Origin of the sequence: Dictyobacter aurantiacus, assembly GCF_003967515.1 — a bacterium.
GTDB classification, from domain to species: Bacteria; Chloroflexota; Ktedonobacteria; order Ktedonobacterales; family Ktedonobacteraceae; genus Dictyobacter; species Dictyobacter aurantiacus.
The window spans coordinates 4,179,587-4,197,487 of sequence record NZ_BIFQ01000001.1 but is presented as its reverse complement, the minus strand read 5'-3'; the positions used below and the strand labels follow the sequence as shown (position 1 = coordinate 4,197,487).

General features: G+C 55.3%; 12 protein-coding genes. 1 reads left to right on the top strand and 11 read right to left on the bottom strand.

Features of this window, described 5'->3' with window-relative positions:
- The first annotated feature begins 11 nt into the window (after positions 1-11).
- Positions 12-848, top strand: coding sequence for an IS3 family transposase (locus KTT_RS16930; protein ID WP_160145929.1), 837 nt, complete (start codon positions 12-14; stop codon positions 846-848).
- Positions 849-1,465: 617 nt separating this feature from the next.
- On the opposite strand, the gene KTT_RS16925 is transcribed toward KTT_RS16930, so the two are convergent.
- From KTT_RS16925 to KTT_RS16875, 11 genes are all read right to left on the bottom strand, one after another.
- A complete protein-coding gene (locus KTT_RS16925) occupies positions 1,466-2,215 on the bottom strand; it encodes a hypothetical protein (protein WP_126597105.1) in 750 nt (249 codons plus the stop codon).
- 3 nt (positions 2,216-2,218) lie between these two features.
- Positions 2,219-3,367, bottom strand: coding sequence for a hypothetical protein (locus KTT_RS16920; RefSeq protein WP_126597104.1), 1,149 nt, complete (start codon positions 3,365-3,367; stop codon positions 2,219-2,221).
- A 215-nt stretch (positions 3,368-3,582) separates the two neighbouring features.
- Positions 3,583-3,921 carry a hypothetical protein gene (locus KTT_RS16915; protein WP_126597103.1) on the bottom strand — a complete coding sequence of 113 codons (339 nt, stop codon included), beginning with the start codon at positions 3,919-3,921 and terminating at the stop codon, positions 3,583-3,585.
- Between the two features lie 187 nt (positions 3,922-4,108).
- Positions 4,109-7,543, bottom strand: coding sequence for an NACHT domain-containing protein (locus KTT_RS16910; protein WP_126597102.1), 3,435 nt, complete (start codon positions 7,541-7,543; stop codon positions 4,109-4,111).
- A 216-nt stretch (positions 7,544-7,759) separates the two neighbouring features.
- Positions 7,760-8,626, bottom strand: a complete 867-nt coding sequence (locus KTT_RS16905; RefSeq protein WP_126597101.1) for a DNA adenine methylase — start codon at positions 8,624-8,626, stop codon at positions 7,760-7,762.
- A 75-nt stretch (positions 8,627-8,701) separates the two neighbouring features.
- Positions 8,702-10,996, bottom strand: coding sequence for a DNA polymerase (locus tag KTT_RS16900; RefSeq protein ID WP_126597100.1), 2,295 nt, complete (start codon positions 10,994-10,996; stop codon positions 8,702-8,704).
- Positions 10,993-13,776 (bottom strand): bifunctional DNA primase/polymerase, encoded by a 2,784-nt coding sequence (locus tag KTT_RS16895; RefSeq protein WP_126597099.1) that lies wholly within the window; start codon positions 13,774-13,776, stop codon positions 10,993-10,995. The genes KTT_RS16900 and KTT_RS16895 overlap by 4 nt, the downstream gene beginning before the upstream one ends.
- Complete coding sequence (locus KTT_RS16890; RefSeq protein ID WP_126597098.1) at positions 13,773-15,014, bottom strand: phosphoadenosine phosphosulfate reductase domain-containing protein; 1,242 nt, start codon at positions 15,012-15,014, stop codon at positions 13,773-13,775. The genes KTT_RS16895 and KTT_RS16890 overlap by 4 nt, the downstream gene beginning before the upstream one ends.
- A gap of 2 nt (positions 15,015-15,016) precedes the next feature.
- On the bottom strand, positions 15,017-16,708 hold the full coding sequence (locus tag KTT_RS16885; protein WP_126597097.1) for a DEAD/DEAH box helicase: 1,692 nt from the start codon (positions 16,706-16,708) through the stop codon (positions 15,017-15,019).
- Complete coding sequence (locus tag KTT_RS16880; RefSeq protein WP_126597096.1) at positions 16,705-17,391, bottom strand: sigma-70 family RNA polymerase sigma factor; 687 nt, start codon at positions 17,389-17,391, stop codon at positions 16,705-16,707. Before KTT_RS16880 ends, KTT_RS16885 begins: the two co-directional genes overlap by 4 nt.
- A 178-nt stretch (positions 17,392-17,569) precedes the next feature.
- Positions 17,570-17,791 carry a hypothetical protein gene (locus tag KTT_RS16875; RefSeq protein WP_126597095.1) on the bottom strand — a complete coding sequence of 74 codons (222 nt, stop codon included), beginning with the start codon at positions 17,789-17,791 and terminating at the stop codon, positions 17,570-17,572.
- Positions 17,792-17,901: the final 110 nt, after the last annotated feature.

Sequence of the window (17,901 nt, the reverse complement as noted above, 5' to 3'; positions counted from 1 at the left end):
CACACGAGAAAGTGGAACTTGGGCGAACCCTCTGCGCTTCTGGTGGTCCGATCAACAAAACACAACTCGCCCGTGCCCTTGGCATCGCTCGTAGCAGCCTGTATCTGCATCTCAAGCGGCCGCAGATGGATAAAGCCTTGGTTGTCAGTATTGAACAGTGGCATGAACTGGATGATACGTTGGGACATCGCAAGCTGGCCGTGCTCACCAACACCGGCAAGAATCGGGTCAAACGGGTGATGCACAAATATGGCATCGCCGCTCGGCGCAAAAAGAAGAAGTACGTCTATCCGGGCAAGGCAGCTGAGATAGCTCCGAACCTGGTCCGAGAACTGAGTGAGGATGCCACGCAACAGGTCATCTTTTCTGACATCTTTGAGGTTCATCTGGCCGATCAATCCCGCGTGCGAGGCTGCTTTGCCCTGGAGAAACAGACGCGCCAGATTTTTGGATTGGCCTTTGATTATCATATGCGCGCCGACCTAGTGACGAGCGTCATAGAGACCATGACCTTTCCCACAGCGGGAACCATTTGGCATAGCGATCAAGGCAAACAATATGGAGCGCACTGCACCCAAAATCTGCTGTTACAGAAAGGATTTCTGCAATCGATGAGCCGTGCTGGCACACCTACAGATAATGGCTACGCCGAGAGGTTTGTGGGCACGTTCAAGCTTGCGGTGGCGGATCGCCGTTCGTACCGAACCCTGGGTCACTTTCTGGGCGCTGCAGAGACATGGATCAATTTTTACAATACGCTACGTCCTCACGAGGGCGTCGGCAATTGTTCACCCTTGCACTATGCGCAAGAGCATCAGTTACACGGTGCTCCTTTGATTTCCTTATGAGAGTGTCTCTTTTACTGGGTACTTTACAGTAGATGTGAAAGTCGTTGGTGAGCTGTACCTCTTCTTTCTTTCCTTTCGGGAATACATCCAGGCGTACCGCGACCTCCATCGAACGAACCAGAGGGTCAATAACTTCTCGTTTCAGCGAGCGTTGAGGGAGCATCTTGGAGGCGAACTTCATGCCCTCTAGAAACTTCCGTATCCGCACCTTGTTGGCATCTTCGGGGAGAAGATAGCAATAGAAGACCTCACGAGTGACGCGAACGCGCAGGTAGATTACACAGCCCCAAAGTATGATCGTCAGACTATAGAAGGTTAGCACCCCATAGAGTGTAGCCACCATAAGGGAGATGTCTGCGTGTGGTGCACTATCATATGCCATAATGAGTGGGTAGACGCTCATAATCGGGAGAACGAGGCTGATGATGCCATAGCGATACAGGGCATGCATATGGCGTCGATACTGCTGATGGGCATGTGCCCTTTTGATTCCCCGAATAACCAGGTCAATCCATACGATCATCTCAAAAATGGAGAAGAAATCCAGGACGAGAGCAAAACCGGTGAGAATCCCAAACCATACCATAGGTATTCCATCCTTTCGCTATGCTTGGTGATTAAAGGATACGCAGGTGTTTCTTCGCGTGGTACTCCTTGAGGCTCTGGCTGATTTTCTGCCCGACTTCCCGACGCGCGGCTTCGTCCCGGAAGGCCAGGGGGCGACCCCGATAGGTCTGATGCTGAAAGGCATCTTTCTCGCGCTTCATCCTCGTGCGGCTCCGCTCGGGGAATTGTTTGCTCTCAACGAATGCGATGGCATCCGCGTTGCCCTTCGCATACGCTGCCAGCAGGATGCTGTGCCCAAATTGTGTACAGCGAATCACATCAAAGTAGGGATCGGTCAGAGAAACGGCGGTTTCGCGGGCCTTGTATCGCCGATTGGTATTCATCTCCCATACCGGAATGTGCAGGTAGCTGTCGTGCAGGCCGCAGATAACGAGCGTCAGACCGGGGATGTCCTCCAGACTGTAGTGGTAGTACTCGCTGCTCTTCGCCAGCACAACTGCGGTCCGCAATTTCTTTGCCTTGATCGCGTCAGCAATGACCGCAGGAGCCTTATCGGGTGTCTGTCGCAGCCGGTAGTACTCCGCTATTTCCCGCTCGTGCTTGAGCAGTTCTTCCGCCTTCTGCAGCGTCTCCCTTGCGAGATCCAGCCCGCTCTTGTTGCCATCCTTACAATTGATCACATCGATACTGTTCTCGGTCGTCGTGTGGGGCACGAGGGCATAGCCAGCATGGATATGCTGGCTATAGAGCGCGGCCCAAGTTTTTGCTCGCGTATAACGGCTGTATGGACGCTCGACCATACGTCAATCCTCCTCTTCCTCTTGTACCGTGATGCTGGTCGTACTCGGAACGACCTTGCTGTAGCCGTTGCCCAGGGCGATCATCGTGTTGATCGCGATCTGGCGCTGGTCGGCGGGCATGGTCGGATCCATGATGGCTCGGTTCAGGTTCGTCAGCATCTGGATGGTCATGTTGGCCGTTTCCTGTTGGGTGCGCAGGGCGTCGATGAGCGCCTGATTCTGCATCCGCTCAGTGGTCAGGCGGGTTTGCATCTTATCATCTTTGATTTTGGCCTCCACACTGGCCTCCCGCACTCGCAAGATACCAGCGTTGATGGTATCCACCTCCTTCGTTTTCTGGGCCAGAAGTAGATCACTGGCCTTTGTGCGCTGCTCTTCTTCCTCCAGGGCCTGATCGGCCGTGGTGGGTTTCTCCTCGTGGGCAAATGCGGTATAGCCATCAGCCACCAGCGTGAAGACTGCGCGGAGGATCGCGAAAATCCAGACACCATAGAGGCCGATACCATCATCCCTGGTCTGGGCGGCAACGAAGATTACCTGCGTAGCACAGACGCCTATGGCCAGGGCGCACCAGAAGTAGAATTGCCGCTTTAATTTGCGCTTGTCCAACTCGTTCGGTCCGTTCGTCCGCCGCTCGGCGCGGTTGCGGATCGTGGCCGCCTTATAGGAAACGGCAAGGAAGGTGCCCTCCAATACCAGGGCGACCGCAACGATAGAGACACCAGCGATAATCTCCTGGACTTTCTGCCGCAGCCAGAGGACAAGGAACACTTCTCCGATCGTGCCGATAACCAGCACGATCGGCCCCATCCACGCCCAGATCTCGCTATAGCCCTCCATCAACTTTGTTGAGAAGGACCACCCGAACTGGATGCGTGATACCCTCTGGTCGACATGTGAAACGAGTTGCTCTGGCGTGTAGTTCACCAGGTTCAGCATATCGGACGCCGCGCCTGGGGCGGCACTCCCGTTCGCGTTGCCTGCAAGAGGGCCTGTATCGGGATCAGGTGGACCGTTCGATTGGGATTGGTTGGTAGATTGCTGTTGAGGTGACGCGTTAGGATCCGGCACCGGCGTGATCACCGGATTGAAGACACCGGGCGCGCCCGGCTGGCGGCCCTTAAACGGGTTCATTTTGTTGAGTAGACCCATGCATATCACTCCCTGGCGTTCTCGACTGAAATCTTTTCTACATGGAGTCCTGAAATTGACTCAAACTTCTGTGGTTTAATGGGTGAAAAGTCGGGGTATAATCGTAGAAAAAAGCGAGCCTCAGAAGCGGAAAGGCGCTATGTTGACGTTATGCAACGGTCACGCTTTTCCTCTGAAATTGACTCGCTTTTTTCTGTCCTATGGTTAAATGTAATTTAGGCGCTCGCGCGGCCCTGGTTCTGATTGGTCGAGGATTGACTAGCCGATCCCTGTGCGCGCTGGGGTTGTTGTTGCTGCATCTTTTGCTGCAGTGCAGCCAGGCGCTCTTGCTGGCGCTGGATTTTGTGCGCCTCTCGCTCCTGGCGGGCCTCTGTTTTCGTCTTGGCTGCGGCGCGCCGTCCATCTTCCAACGCGATGAAATCCGAATGCAATTTCGCTGCCGTTCGCAGATGGGTGGCAGCGCGGGGACTCGCCGTCTTCGCGCGCTCTATAAGGTCCTTATGGGTGTTGACGAGAAATGTGTACTCATCGTCGGTGAGCAGGATAGTTGCCATGTGCAGGTACTCCTTTATGTGTCTTTGGAGGAAAAGAATTCTTACAATGTATTGATAGGTAACAGAAGAAGCTACTATTATTCTCCAAGATCACATAAAGTGTTCACAAGAATTTAATTTTAAGCCGATCGATTTTTTCCAAGCTTGCTTCTTTGGAAGATCGCCAATCAAAGTATTAATGATGTGTCTATCTAAATCTTTGAATGATTACCCGAGCCAACACATGTTCTGGAAAAACACACCTTGCAGCCATCCTTCCAATAGAGATAGACTTCAAACTCTCAAGAGAGGTTAAACTTGAGAGATCACTCACCTTGGGAAGGTTTCGCAACTCTAATGATGTTAACCTTGGCAATCGCTCTAACACTGCGAGGTCACTCACCTTGGGAAGGTTCCACACATCCAACGACGTTAAATTTGGCAACTGCTCTAGCACTGCGAGGTTACTCACCTTGGGAAGGTTATACAACGCGAGAGAAGTCAGCTTTGGTAACTTCTCTAGAGCCGAAAGGTCACTCACTTCGGGAAGATCCCGCAACCTTAAAGCAGTCAGCCCTGGTAACTTCTCCAATGCCGAGAGGTCACTCATCTCGGGAAGGTCATACAACCTTAAAGCAGTCAGCCCTGGTAACTTCTCCAATGCCGAGAGGTCACTCATCTTGGGAAGATCCATCAACGCGAGAGAAGTCAGCTTTGGTAAACTCTCCAGCACCGAGAGGTCACCCTCGAGAAGGTTATATAACGTTAAAGAGGTTAATCCTCGCAACTGTTTCAACATTGAAACAGTAGTAGGGTTATACAACGCGAGAGAAGTCAGCCTTGGTAATTTCTCTAACACTGAAAGATCGCTCACCTTGGGAAGATCCATCAACACTAGCGAACTCAGCTCTGGTAACAACTCCAACACTGAAAGGTCACTTACATTGGGAAGATCCATCAACCCGAGAGAAGTCAGCTTTGGTAATCGTTCTAGTATCGAGAGGTCACTCACGTTGGAAAGTTCATGTAACACGAGAGAAGTTAACTTTGGTAATCGCTCCAATATCGAGAGATCATGCTCCTCAGGAAGAATATGGAACTCCAGAGAAGTTAACTTTGGTAATCGCTCCAATATCGAGAGATCACTCTCCTTGGGAAACTCCCAAAACGCTAGGGAATTCAGCTCTAAAATAAAAGGCAAAAATTGAAATGTTTCTATTGAAATTGAGAGATGCTTAATATGTGAAAGAAAGCGCTGTGAATAGACGGACTTATCACCAACTTCTCTCAACCCTTGAATAAGGGCATCAATTACATCAGCAGTATTATCACTAGTATATTTCTCTAATATGTTAAATGCTGATTCATTCCCTATGCGAAGAAGAGCACGAACACACGCTGCGGCGACAGATGGACTGTACTCAAAACGAGGGGCTAAATAAGGAACTGCAAATGTTCCAGCAGCAGCCATAGCCTCAACCTGACCTACACTTTTCAGAGGTATCAAAGTGGCAAGGCCGCGATCAATACGCGATTGGATGCCCATATTCATCTCTTCATGTACGGATTGTGTACAAGCTGCAGCCAGAAGATATAATTGGGCACGAATCCGTTTTCTAACTTCACCACGCTTTAGTAAGCGTTCTACTAGATTTTCACGTACCTTCCGTGAGGCTAATCCGACAGTAAGTAGCACGACTTCACGCCATTGATCATCATGTGCATGTTCTACCAGCAAGGGAATATCGTTCTCATCTACAATCGCTTTGGCTGCAAGGAATTCCTGGAACGTACGATGGGTAAAGTCAACTGCACCACTCATTGGTTCGCGCAGGATACCCGAGCGTTCCATAAACAGCAGACGCGCATCTGTTCCCTTAAGGCCATTCGGGACACCCACCATTCTACTAAGGTGGCGTGTCATCCACTCGTCTACTGTGTCATCTGGGACCTCTGTTTGCCCATTGCGTACCATCCAGTAAGCTAAATCAGACAGCAGCAAACTTTTCTGCTCGTAGGAAAGCGTTGCTGCAGGATAATCAAGTAGCGAAATACGGCGTTCCTGGTCCCTCCGCTCGATCAACAATTCACAGCACGCCTCATAGAGTGCAATTCTGTTTGAAGGCAAATGCTGATGACGCTCGCGATTCAGAACGCAGAGCATAGCACAAAGTAGGGGATTGGTAGCCAATTGTTGAAGTGCGCGGCTGCTACGGATCCCGGCAATCAAATAATTCGCAGATTCTTGCAGGTCTTGCAAGTCTTGCAAGTCTTGCAAATTTGCCTCAATCGCTCGATGCCATTGTGTAATAAACTCTTCGGTGGCAGAAGGACTCATAGGGAGCACTTGCGCCTCTTTGAGGCGCTCACGCGCAGGTAGATCATCTTTGTTCGCGGCGTAGGGCCGTGCAGTCACAACAAATCGAGCCAGAGGATAAGATGCAATCAGATCGCCAAGCCATACGTAGATACTTTCACGCAACGGGATCGGCACCTCGTCGATCCCATCAACCAATACAATTGCATGCCCTTCCTGCAACTGTTGGTGCACCCACCCTTGTGGCATTGAACCTGCAATTATCGGCGCAACCAACCCCGGGAAATCCTCTGGCACTGGCCAACGCGGTTCACAGTTCTCCCCTACATGGATATGCTGACGCAGGCGAATCAGAAAAGGCACAGTTCCATTCCAAGGCGCGAGTTCTTGGGGAAAACATTGCAAGGCTGATTGCACGGCAATCCATTGCATTAATGTTGTTTTCCCCGACCCCGCATCCCCGCGCAGTAAAAGATAGGGTGACTCGGCTAGCACCTGAAGGAGACCAGTAACCTCTCTCACCACTCTTGACTTCCTGCTGGAGTCAGGTATGGTGAGATGGCTTCGTTCTTCGTACTCTTGCAGGGGCTTAACTACATCGTGCTCAAGAGAAAGTGCGACATATGCCAAGCTTAATGAATATTTACGAGCTGTAACTGACATACCTGAACCAAAGAGTTCCAGTTCGTCCAATTTCCGTATGACGGCTCGCCGATAGTCTAATTCAAAGCGTGCTGCTACGCGCTGTGGGTCTTGTTGCTCTCGTAAACGTGTGACTTCTTGCACGATGTTTTCAGCAATATTTATCAGTTGCCGTTCCCGTCCAAGGATTTCTGCCAGCATGCGTTCGTTAAAGCGGGGAAGTTGTGAGGCGATATCAACAATATATTGGCAGGATTCACTTATGATCTGCTCGTACAGGTGTTCCTCTGTACTAGAAAAATGATAGGAATGCGCAGGATGGTCCTTTAGCAGTTGACAAGCGATCTCAACGGGCTCCAGGTTGTGTTTCGCCAATAGAGCACTACTGGCCGTATTGAGCGTCTCAGCGACTGCCATGGCGATCGCTGTTCGTGATTCTTCATCTAATGCCGCGCCCTCGGTTTCAAAGAGTGGGAATAGGCTTTCTCCTACCTTTTCCCCGATGGCTTCAAACTGATGGCGGGCACGCTGCTGAGCAAGGCGATCCGTAATGCTCCCCTTGAGCACATCAGCAACACTTGAAGTGGCATCCGAAACGATGGAATTGCTACCGAGCCAACGCGTGAGAAGTGCCTTGGCAATCGAGCCTCCGACATCAACCATCAATGTCTCTAAGAGTGGCATACGGGATTATCCTCTCTGCATCAGTGTCTTCTTGAACTCACCAGTGGGTACGTGCTGCACGCTTATCCTGCCCATCACGATTAGCATCGAATAACTCCAATATTACAGAATAAGTGTTGATGCTGTCAATTCGTTTGTGCCGCGAGAATTCAGCTTAAATGCTTGGTCATAGAACTTGACCAAGCATTGCATAGGGGAGTTCACATGAGCCACACTTTAGCAAGCCTCATCAGAAAACAATAGAACTTGCTTGGCTCGTTTTTCTTCCTGGACACACAATGGATTGCGCCATATACACTCATTCCGCATTGTCTGGGGTAGAATCTCTTGCTTGCTACTCCGGTTCTCTGCCGAACAGGATACCGTTACTTTTTTGCAGTCCCACCCCGTGAGCGCCTCTTTATACAAGGGGTGCTCGTAGCCAGAAAGAATTACCATGCCTTTGACCTGTTGAATGCATGCCAGCAACCGTTGGTGATCAGCGGTAGACATCTCGTAGGTGTAGCACTGCGCTTTCTTCCTCGTCTCTACAAGGTAGGGAGGATCGAGGTAAAAACACGTTTCTGGGCCGTCATAGGCTTGGATCACCTGCTCAAAGTCACGATGGTCGATCTGCACTTTCGAGAGCCGGTGAGCAAACTGTTTGAGGTGACGGGTATGGTTGGACCACTTCTGGGCTGGGTTCGATCCTGGCTTCTTTGAAGAACTCCAGCCGGTTGCGCGAATGGAACCATTCATGCTCTGCATCACGGCACAATACCACTGCCGGGCTTTCTCTACCGGATCTGGAGCTTCTTGCCAACCCCGTAGGCAGTCATAATATTCTTCACGAGCATAGGGCGTGAGCTGTAAGAGTGCCTGAAGTGCCTCTGCCTGTTGCGGATTGCGGAGCACTCGAAAAAAATTGACCACACCACTGTCAACGTCATTGAAAATCTCGATAGGGCTGGGCGACTTTCCAAAGAGAAGGGCACCTGACCCTCCGAAAACTTCACAATAGACCTGATGCGTTGGCAAAAGGGATAACAATGTTGGTACCAGTGCGGATTTGCCTCCATACCAGGCAAAAGGTTTTTTCTCCATTCCCTGCTCTCCTGTGGTTATGATTTGAACCTTTTTATCTCGCTCCGAGAACTGTGTATATCTATGTGGGTCTCCCTAATCCTTCCTCCAATAGGTATCCACCAGCACATCGGGATCAGGTATGGAGACAATGTGCAAATAGTCCCGGCAGGCCTGGACCATCGCCTTTTTCAGGTGCTCCGTTGCTGCTTCGACGAACGCTTCAGGGCACTCTAGGACGATTTCATCATGTACGGTAAGGAGGACGCAGACCCCCTCCGGTAAGGTCTCGTATAAGAGGGTAAGTGCCCGCTTAAGAATGTCCGCATTGGTCCCCTGAATTGGGTGATTTTTGGCGGCCCGCTCCACGTTCCCCCGTGTTGCGCGATCTGCGAACTGGGTCGGGAAGAAGCGCTTTCGCCCTCCCAGCGTGACGGCATAACCCTGCTTCATAGAGTGCTGGGCCGTCTGACGCAGCCACCGGGCAACTCCCGCATATGTCGAGAAGTAGGTGTCCATCAGACCTCTGGCCATATCGACGGGCACACCGACCCGACTGGCGAGTCCCTGTGCTCCCATACCGTAGGCCAACCCAAAGTTGATTGTCTTGGCCACGTCGCGCATCGACACCTGCTCTTTGTACATCAGCGCTTTCGTGTTAGCATCAGCTGGCAACCCGAACATGAGTTTGGCCGTTTCCGCGTGCAGGTCCTTGCCTTCTGCGAAGAACCGTAGCATTGTGGCGTCGCGCGATACTTCAGCCAGGATACGGAGTTCAATGTTGCTCAAATCGGCCTTGAGCAGTTGGTACCCTGGAGAAGCGATAAAGCACCGGCGGATGTTCTCGTCTTCTCTGTGCTCATGTGCTGGCATCTGCTGGAGGTTCGGCTTGCTGCAGATGATCCGACCTGATACAGCACCAATCTGTGCGAAGTCGCCGCGGAGCCGCCCGTCTGGGCCGATCATGGCCAGGATGTTCTCGCCAAAGGCGCTGCTGAACTTCTGGAGCTTCTTCCACTGTAAGAGACTGGCCACCAGCGGGTACTGCGCTGCGTAGGGTTCCAGCGCGCTCTCCTTCGTAGAGGTACAAGGGATCCCGAGCGCGCACAGGGAGGCCTGCAACTGTACCGTGGACGACAGCTTGATGGCTGGTTCTCCCTGGGCCCTTTGCGGCGGCCGTGGCGGTTGAGGATGCTCTTGTTTCCATGCATCCAACGCCTTCTTGCGGAATGCTGGCCAGGTCATCGATTGCCTGCCCTCCTGCTGATAGAGATTTACCAATCGGCGCTCTTCTTGCTGCAGCGCCTGCTGATAACGATCATAGACGCGCTGCAGGGCCTGACCCAATGTCGCGGTAATTTCCTGCTCAAGGCGCTGTTGGCGCGCGTACTTCTGGGCCAAAATGGCACGCCACTGCGCCTGGTCGATCAGTACGCCCCGCATCTCCATGGCCGCCAGCGCGGAGAGTGCCTGCATTTCGAGCTGGATAACGCGCACCAGGTCCAGCTTGTACAGCGCCTCCTGCTGCCGCTGATAGACCTGGTAGGGGGCCTCAATGTCCTGGACCATGTAGCGCAGTTGCCGCTCCGGAAACGGCGCGTTCCATTCTGTCTCGCGGCGATCCAATCCGGGAAACCAGGCTCGCTGCTCTTTCTCGACGGGAAGGTGATAGCGAGCTGCCGTCGCCTTCAGCCCGACTGATACGTCGTTGTCGCTCAAGCCGACGCTGCGGATCAGTTGCTCGGCCAGCATCGTGTCGTATATGTGGGAAAGGCGCAGATCGAATTGCGCGGACAGGAACTTCCAGTCGAACTTCAAATTGTGGCCGATCCAGGTGACATCCGAGAGCCGGGTGAACAGCTCCTGTAATCCCCTCTTCCACTGCTGCTGCCGTTCCTCCGACAGCTGGTAGTAGGGCCGCATGTCCAGCATGTAGACTTGACCAAGTGTTCCCAGCAGAATCGAGACGACTTTATCCGACTGTGCATTGAGGCCGGTCGTCTCCAGGTCCAGTGCAATGGGGCCAGACAAGGTACAAAACTCTTCGGCAATTTCCGCGACCTCGTGCAGGAAGAACGCGGCCGAGGTGACTAGGCGCAGGGAGGGTGAAGCCGCGCACTGCAACAATGACGCCTCACGACGGTGGCGGTCACAAAACGGGGTCCCCTCGTCGCTGTACCAGTCACAGGGGCAGCCGCAAACGGTGCATGCCGCATCAATGGACGGTGGGGCCGACAGCAATGCCAGCAGGGCCGGCTTCTGGGCTTTGATTTCCGCCTGCAGTTCCGGTGTCAGCGCACCTTTCACAGCCCGGGCGTGCAAGCGGTCTCCTTCACAGGAGAGGAAAATGTTCCTCTCCTCCAGTATCTGGACAAGTTCCATGGCGTTCATAGGTCAAATTCCTCCCATTCTTCTGTAGATGCGAGGGATCCACTCGCACTTTGTGGGTTTTCAGGTTCTTCGTTCAGAGAAGGTTGTGTGCTTGGCGCGCCTGCTGAGCCAATCGGTGAATTTTGGGCTTCGTCGCTATCATCAATTTGCGAGGGGTGGCGGAGGTCTTCCCGGTCGCTTTTAACACACTCTAATTTTGCAGAAAAGTTGTCAGAATTTTTTTTCTCACACGTGGCCTGTAACACCTCCGCCACCCCTCGCAAAATCCTCCAATTATTGATATTGCGGTGCTTATCCCGCTTCTTCTCCAGTCGCAAATTGTCGTCACCGAAACACTCATCGACGCGCCTCTCAAGCGCTTTTGAGAAGGACGCCTTAAAGCTTTTGGGCCGCTCTTTGAGGGTTATTTGGAGGTATTCCGGCAGCGCATTTGCGAGGGGTCCATCACTTTTGTCATCGGGACCACTCGCAGCCCCCAGATGCTCGTTCAATGTGGCCGTCGTGACCCACTCACTTCCAAATTGCGCGATCCAGGCCTGGAAAAATGTATCCCATTGAGCGTTTTCCTCGTCCGCTTCGTCGTAAAGCCTGGCCAGATTGGAGAGGAACCCCTGTACGCCTGCGTACTCCAGAATGCCACCAATGGTTTTGCTCCAGCCGGTAAAGGTCCCTAGCGCCGGAATGTGGTCGTACTGTGGGCAACCTGCCACATACCAGGCGCGAGCCAGGGTCAGGAGGGCTGCAATGAGTTCCGACCGGTGTTCGAGCACCCAGGTGATCAGGTCGCTGTGCTTGAAGCCAGTACGCAGCCAGGGACGCGATGTCTTCGGGTCGAAGCGGATGCGATAGCACCGGCGGCCGAGGTCGCCACCGATCTTGATGTTGTTGCCTGTCGCCAGCCACGTGGCCCGTTGGGGGACGTACGTCATCTTCGACTGGCCCAGGATGCGGCCGCGCCACATATCGGATGTCAACACGGCATCCAGATGCCTGGACTGTAGCTGTCCGGTGATGTTGTCGATGGTGACGATCGTCGCGCCCTCGACCAGCAGGGACGTGATCGTCTTCTGCAGTTCCTCATCGCTATCGGACAGGGTCAGGATCGCCGCACTATTGCCGGTGGCAATGGTCGAGACCACATCACTGTAGAGCCCCTTTCCCGAGCCCTGCTTGGGCGCATCGATGAGCGCCAGCGGCACGTGCCGCTTGATCGCCGGGCGCACCAGAGGCGTCAGGCACAGGCCCAGCGCATTCGCCTTATCAGCCTGCTCCACATACGCAAATTGCCCGATGGCATCCATGATCAGGGCGAGCGCCGCGTCCCGCTCTTCCCTGGTGGGTGAGGCCGGCACCGTGCATGCGCGCATGCCCTCCTGAGGCGCATAGTACAGCTTTGTCTTCGCATCGTAACCCGGCTGGTCTAAAATGGTGCCGTCGGGTCGCATTACCGGGGTTTCCACGATTGCGGCCAGCGCCGGAAAGGGCAGGTAGGGCTTTTGCGTCTGACGGGCCAGGATCTGCTCGGCCAGTTCCTTGGGTGGCGACGTCGGAATTTTCTGCCAGAGGTCTGTGCCGGCCGCCTTCTTGAGGCGGAAGTAGTTCGCGGAGTGGGTCAGCACCTCCTTCACCTCGTTGACCCCCATCTGGGCGATAATCGGCCGCTGCGTCTCATCCCTGGCGATACGCACGAGGCGCGCCGACTGGAGAAACAGCGTGGGATGGTGGCGCTCTTGCGCCTGGATAGCGGCGATCGCCTGGTCGGTCAGGTCGCGCAGCTGGTCGCCCCCGATGACGATCTCCGGCAGGGAAGCGGGGCCGGAAGGGGAACCCATCGCCACTTTGACGGTCCCCCCTCCCCGACTGCCGCCGTGCGATGCGGTGGCCAGTTCGCTCCAGGGAGAGCGCGCTGCCTCCTGGTAGGCGCTTTCCAGGCTGGCGAACGCTTCTTCCCGCGTGTACGGCTCGGCATGCCCCTTAGTATTGGTCGCAGGGACCTGCTCACTATAGTTCTGCAGCGCTTGCTTTGCCGCCTCCCTCGGAAACCCGTTGTCCCGCAATTGGCAGGCAAGCCAGAACCCGGTATCGTTGCGCCCTTTCTTATCAATCTGGACCATGCGCAGCGCCCGCTGAACCAGCGTCTGCCCGAGCACTGACCCCGTGCGCTGTGTCTCTAAGGGTACCTCTCCCCGAGCGGCCAGGAGCCCCAGGAAGGCCCGCAGATCCTCAGGTAAGCAGGTCAGCGCTTCCGGCTCAGGATCGCGCAACCAGGTATAGGGACCAGACGCACTGCGTCCACAAAACGCGGCATAGCCCCCATCCGCGCGGATATCCAGTCCAGGCCAGCTCCGGCCGAGTTCGTGTGTTGTTTTGCTGTTGATCGTAGGAACTGGCCAGCCGGGGTGGTGAAAATACACGTGGTAGCCCCCGGATCCGGTTCTGACGTGGGGATCCAGACCGAGTTGCCCAAGTGTTTGCTGACCCTCCAATCCGTCGAAGTCAAGGATGAGCACCTTGCTAAGCTCCCCGGTAATCACACCCCAGGCGGCCGGGGCATACTGGTGCTCCCAGTGTGTTATCTCTTGGGCGGAGGCGCGCCGCTTCTGGAACGCTTTCCAGGCCAGGCGCTTGGGCGTCCCGTCGGCGTGGGCGCCACCCACTGCCGGCGGGCGCTTGTCTGCGCCCAGCGGGAGCACGGACCAGCCGTAGCGCTGCGCGGCCTCCCTGGCCGTTTGGAACGGGGCCTGCTCCGTCCAGGCTGTCGAAAGAGGAACGATTGTCATACGGCGTACATCCTTTCTCCGTCGTGTTCATCCCACAAGCAGTGTTGGATCGGTGCGCGCTGTTCGGGCCGTTGCTGCTGTGCCAGTGGGCGCGCGAGGAGCAGTTCGTGGTACCGCTCCAGAATGGCATCGGGTTCTGTGTAACCGATGGAAAGCTGCAGCAGGGCTGCGATTTCCCGGCGGACCTCGCTCAAGAGGATGGCCTCCGCATACGTTGGCATCCCCAGCGGCCATCCCTTGCTGTAAAGCAGGTGCCTCGGGATGCGCGCCTCGATCCGCTCCCGTTGTCGCGCGCGCCCTTTGGCCTCGTGCAACTGCTCTCGTATCTCCTGTGGCAGGAGATGTGGCGCAACGTCCCCTAGCCACTGCTGCTCCTGAAAGCTGAAGGTGGAGGTGATCTCCAGCTCCACCATCGCTCTGTAGATGGCCTGATTGTCTGGACACGCACTGGAAGCGATGAGGTCCGCACGAGACCCGAGCATACAGAATGCACAGGAAACGCGCGAAGACCCGTAGGTGGTATAGGCCTCGTGCAGTGGGAAGCGAGCCAACTGGTGACAGCACAGCACATCCTGGAGACTCCACGGCAACAAGGGGTGCCAGTTGTACCCCGTCGTCTGCAGCGTCTTGCTGGTTAGCCGGGCCTGCGGCATGAGCACCGGCAGTTTGGCCCGCAAAGGGCTTTCATCCGCCCGCAGGCCCGCAACGGAGAGGATCGTCTGCCCCGGGAAGCGCTGCACCAGTTCTCGGCAGATGATCGCTGTCTTGAGCTCGGACGTGCAAAAACGCATGCTCGCCGTCGACCAGGGCAGGATCAGCTTAACGCAGGAGAGTTGCGCATACCTCGCCACATTGTTGTGCCACCGCGTGCACCAGCGGTCCAGCAGGTCACCGGCCTGACGGCGTACAACAATGAGTTCGATCCCCAGCCGGTCGGCCAAACGCTGGCACATGGGCAGCGATTCCGCCCATTCCACGCGTCCGAGATCACTGTGGATCAGGATCCGCGGCCCCTGGTGGCCCATCTGGTCCAGGTACGCTGTAGTCGCCAGTGCCATAGCGGAACTATCTTTCCCTCCCGAGACCCCAAAGGCCACTGGAGCATGATTCTGTATCAGCTCGGCAACCAGTGGGGGAGCCTCAATAGCCGGGACTTCCTGATAGGAAGTTCCCATACCACACTGAGCCTTGTCCTGTGCCATGCGCTGCAGCGCGGTATGTTGTTGCTTCACGTCCATGGCTATGCCCCCCTGACGAGCTTCTGAATAACGCGCTGCGCCTTTTTCGCCTTCTTCCCCGCCTTGTTCTTGGCCTCATCTTCTTTCGCCTTGCCAATCAGGTCCGATGCCTCGCCGGAGGTAATGGCGGGGTCAAAGTCCAGCTTGTACTTGCGGAGCATGTACAATTGCCTGTCGGAGGCGGGACGTGCGCGCCAGGGAGCCGTGCTATCAACCAGCACCAGCTTTTTCGCGCTGGATTGAAGGAGGCGCGCCTTCATCTCGGCGTGCTGCTGCGCCCATTCCAGCGTTGACTCCTTGAGCCATTGCTGCTGCTGGAAAGTCGGGGCCAGCTTCGCCCAGACGGAGTAGTAGCCGTCTTTCTCCTCCGAGGGGATAAGATAAATCTGGTGCTTCTGCTCCCCCACCTCCAGCACATAGGAACCACCGGAGCGCCGCTGCCAGGCCATTCGGTCGAGCATATTCAGCACAAGGTCCTGCGTTCGGCGCGAGACCTTGGTGGTCCGTTCCTCCTTTTCGCGCTCCTGCTCCTGCTCCAGAATCTGTCGCTTCTTCGACTCCATCACGCTCTCGCCGTCCAAAAGAGGAAGCTCCAAGACCTTCCGCAAGGTGAGCGGCTGAATGCGGTGCCGCAGGCAATTGTCGGTGATATCGAGCACGACGCAGTCGCTTTTTCCTGGCGCAAGGCGAGTGCCCCGTCCTATACACTGGGTAAAGAGACCGCGTGATTTCGTGGGTCGCGCGAGAATGACACAGGAAGTTTGGGGAGCGTCGTAGCCCTCCGAAAGCACGCCACAATTGCAGACCACGGCAATGTCACCACGCTCGTACTGGTGAAGGATGCGCTTCCGTACTTCCAGAGGAGTATCTCCACTGACGACCGCCGCATGTATGCCGGCCGTTGTAAATGCCACCGCCAGATGTTCCGCATGTTCCACGGTAACCGAGAAGCACAGGGCCTGCCGTCCCCGGCAGTGCTGCAGGTAGGCGGAAACAATGCGATTGTTCCGATCCTCTGTATCCACGGCCACTTCCAACTCATCAAGTTTAAAATCGCCAGCCTGCGTGTGGACGTTATCCAGGGATGCGGCGGTCGGAATGGCGATGGCGCGGAGGTCACACAGGTATCCCTGCTCCACCATATCGATGATCGAGGCGGTGAAGATGGGTTCGCCGAATACGCGCTCGATGCTCTGATGATCCAGGCGGTCGGGTGTCGCGGTCACACCCAATACAAAAGCCTCTGGTAACGCGTCGAGCACAGCCTGATAGCCGCTCGCGGTAGAGTGATGACATTCATCAATAATGATCAGCTGGCACCCAAAGCGCTTTACCTGCTTGAGGTGTTCAGGGCGGCTGATGGTTTGAACTGAGGCGACGGTAATCGGTGCCCCGTACTCATGGCGCCCAGCACCAACCTGGCCAATCACCGCAGCCGAGTCGACCATTCGAAATTTATCTGCCGCCTGCTGGAGGAGCTCCTGCCGGTGCGCGATAATGAGCGTGCGCAAGCCCAGACGGCGCGCGATTTCGGTGAACACAACCGTCTTGCCGCAGCCCGTGGGGAGGACGATCAGCGCCTTCCCACCCTTCGGGCAACTCGCGTGTCGGGTGAGGACGCGCTCAACGCATGCCTCCTGATACGGCCGCAGCGCGATAGACTGTGCGGTTGCTGAAACGATCGGGGCTATCATTGCACACCTCCAACGCAGTATTGAGGAAGGGCCGACGCCAAAAGCGTGCGGAGCTTCGCGAGCGCGCACCTGTGATGATAGTGGGCGTTGGCTGGCCGCGGTGAATGGGGAGAGAAATGGCGGCTGATCTCATTCAAGGAGGCAGGCGTATCACCCAGCCCCAGCTCATAGCACCGGCGCACCACCATGCGCTGCTTCTCGGGGAGGGCCTCAATGGCGCGATAAAGGGAAGCATACGCGTCTGAATCGCGCCGCTGACGCTCTTGCGGAACTGCCCCTCGGAGATCGGCAAACGTTTGCCCCGTCTCTTTGTTGATGGGTGCGTCCAGGCTCAGCACCGCAATGGGTTCCTGGTAGGCGTGATAGGTCTTGATTACGTCAGCATGCCCATTGACGTAGTAGCGGACCATGGCCTTCTTGGCTGTTCGCATCAAGTAAGCACAGGGATCCTGCTTAGTTAGCGCTCGCTGTAGCGAGGTGAGAATGGCCACATTGGCCTCTTGAACCAGGTCCGTGTATTCCACATGATAGCAATTGTAGGAATGATTGCGCAGATGCCTGATCGCCATGGAGGTAATGGCCGATTGCAGGGACAGGATCAGCTCATCGTGCACGGGTTCACCCGCGCGGGCCCTCGTCACCAGGCGTTCTTGGGACGAGGGAGACAGAGTATGCTGTGACATAAGACGTCTCGCTCCTTCTTCTTCAGATGCTTGACGTCAGGCCTCCACCACAGCGATACTATGGCAGAGGACTTGACATCACGTTGCAATGTGGAGAAAAGCTTCTCAACGGGCCCGGCATGCTCGAACATGCCGGGCTTTTTGGCTGGAAAGAACCGTGTTGGTCAAAACAGAAAGGTTAGTAACGGGTTGGACGGCGAGTGTACAGCTCATCCTCGTAGAAAGGGCCACTGGCCTTTGGATGTGGCGAAGGTGGTGCCTGTCGCTGGGAGCCATGCGTCAGGAAGTGGCTGAAATGCCCTCTCACCAGGGAAGAGGCCAGGTAGACGCCAATTACTAGCCCGATTAACATGCCCGACAGCAATGCAATCAGGATCCAGGGGAACATGGTTGTGGTCATCGCCTCGACCTCCTTTTAACCTTCAGAGCATGAACCATAGGAATGACAGTAAGGGTTGTGGCAGTTGCCACAGTAGCTACAGGTCCAATATCCGCAACCACAGAGAGTAG

What these genes read in the sequence shown, in the direction of transcription:
- KTT_RS16925 (WP_126597105.1), bottom strand. Translation starts at nt 2,215, where the DNA reads ATGGTCGAGCGTCCATACAGCCGTTATACGCGAGCAAAAACTTGGGCC.
- KTT_RS16885 (WP_126597097.1), bottom strand. Translation starts at nt 16,708, where the DNA reads ATGATAGCCCCGATCGTTTCAGCAACCGCACAGTCTATCGCGCTGCGG.
- KTT_RS16920 (WP_126597104.1), bottom strand. Translation starts at nt 3,367, where the DNA reads ATGGGTCTACTCAACAAAATGAACCCGTTTAAGGGCCGCCAGCCGGGC.
- KTT_RS16900 (WP_126597100.1), bottom strand. Translation starts at nt 10,996, where the DNA reads ATGAACGCCATGGAACTTGTCCAGATACTGGAGGAGAGGAACATTTTC.
- KTT_RS16875 (WP_126597095.1), bottom strand. Translation starts at nt 17,791, where the DNA reads ATGACCACAACCATGTTCCCCTGGATCCTGATTGCATTGCTGTCGGGC.
- KTT_RS16910 (WP_126597102.1), bottom strand. Translation starts at nt 7,543, where the DNA reads ATGCCACTCTTAGAGACATTGATGGTTGATGTCGGAGGCTCGATTGCC.
- KTT_RS16880 (WP_126597096.1), bottom strand. Translation starts at nt 17,391, where the DNA reads ATGTCACAGCATACTCTGTCTCCCTCGTCCCAAGAACGCCTGGTGACG.
- KTT_RS16895 (WP_126597099.1), bottom strand. Translation starts at nt 13,776, where the DNA reads ATGACAATCGTTCCTCTTTCGACAGCCTGGACGGAGCAGGCCCCGTTC.
- KTT_RS16890 (WP_126597098.1), bottom strand. Translation starts at nt 15,014, where the DNA reads ATGGACGTGAAGCAACAACATACCGCGCTGCAGCGCATGGCACAGGAC.
- KTT_RS16905 (WP_126597101.1), bottom strand. Translation starts at nt 8,626, where the DNA reads ATGGAGAAAAAACCTTTTGCCTGGTATGGAGGCAAATCCGCACTGGTA.
- KTT_RS16915 (WP_126597103.1), bottom strand. Translation starts at nt 3,921, where the DNA reads ATGGCAACTATCCTGCTCACCGACGATGAGTACACATTTCTCGTCAAC.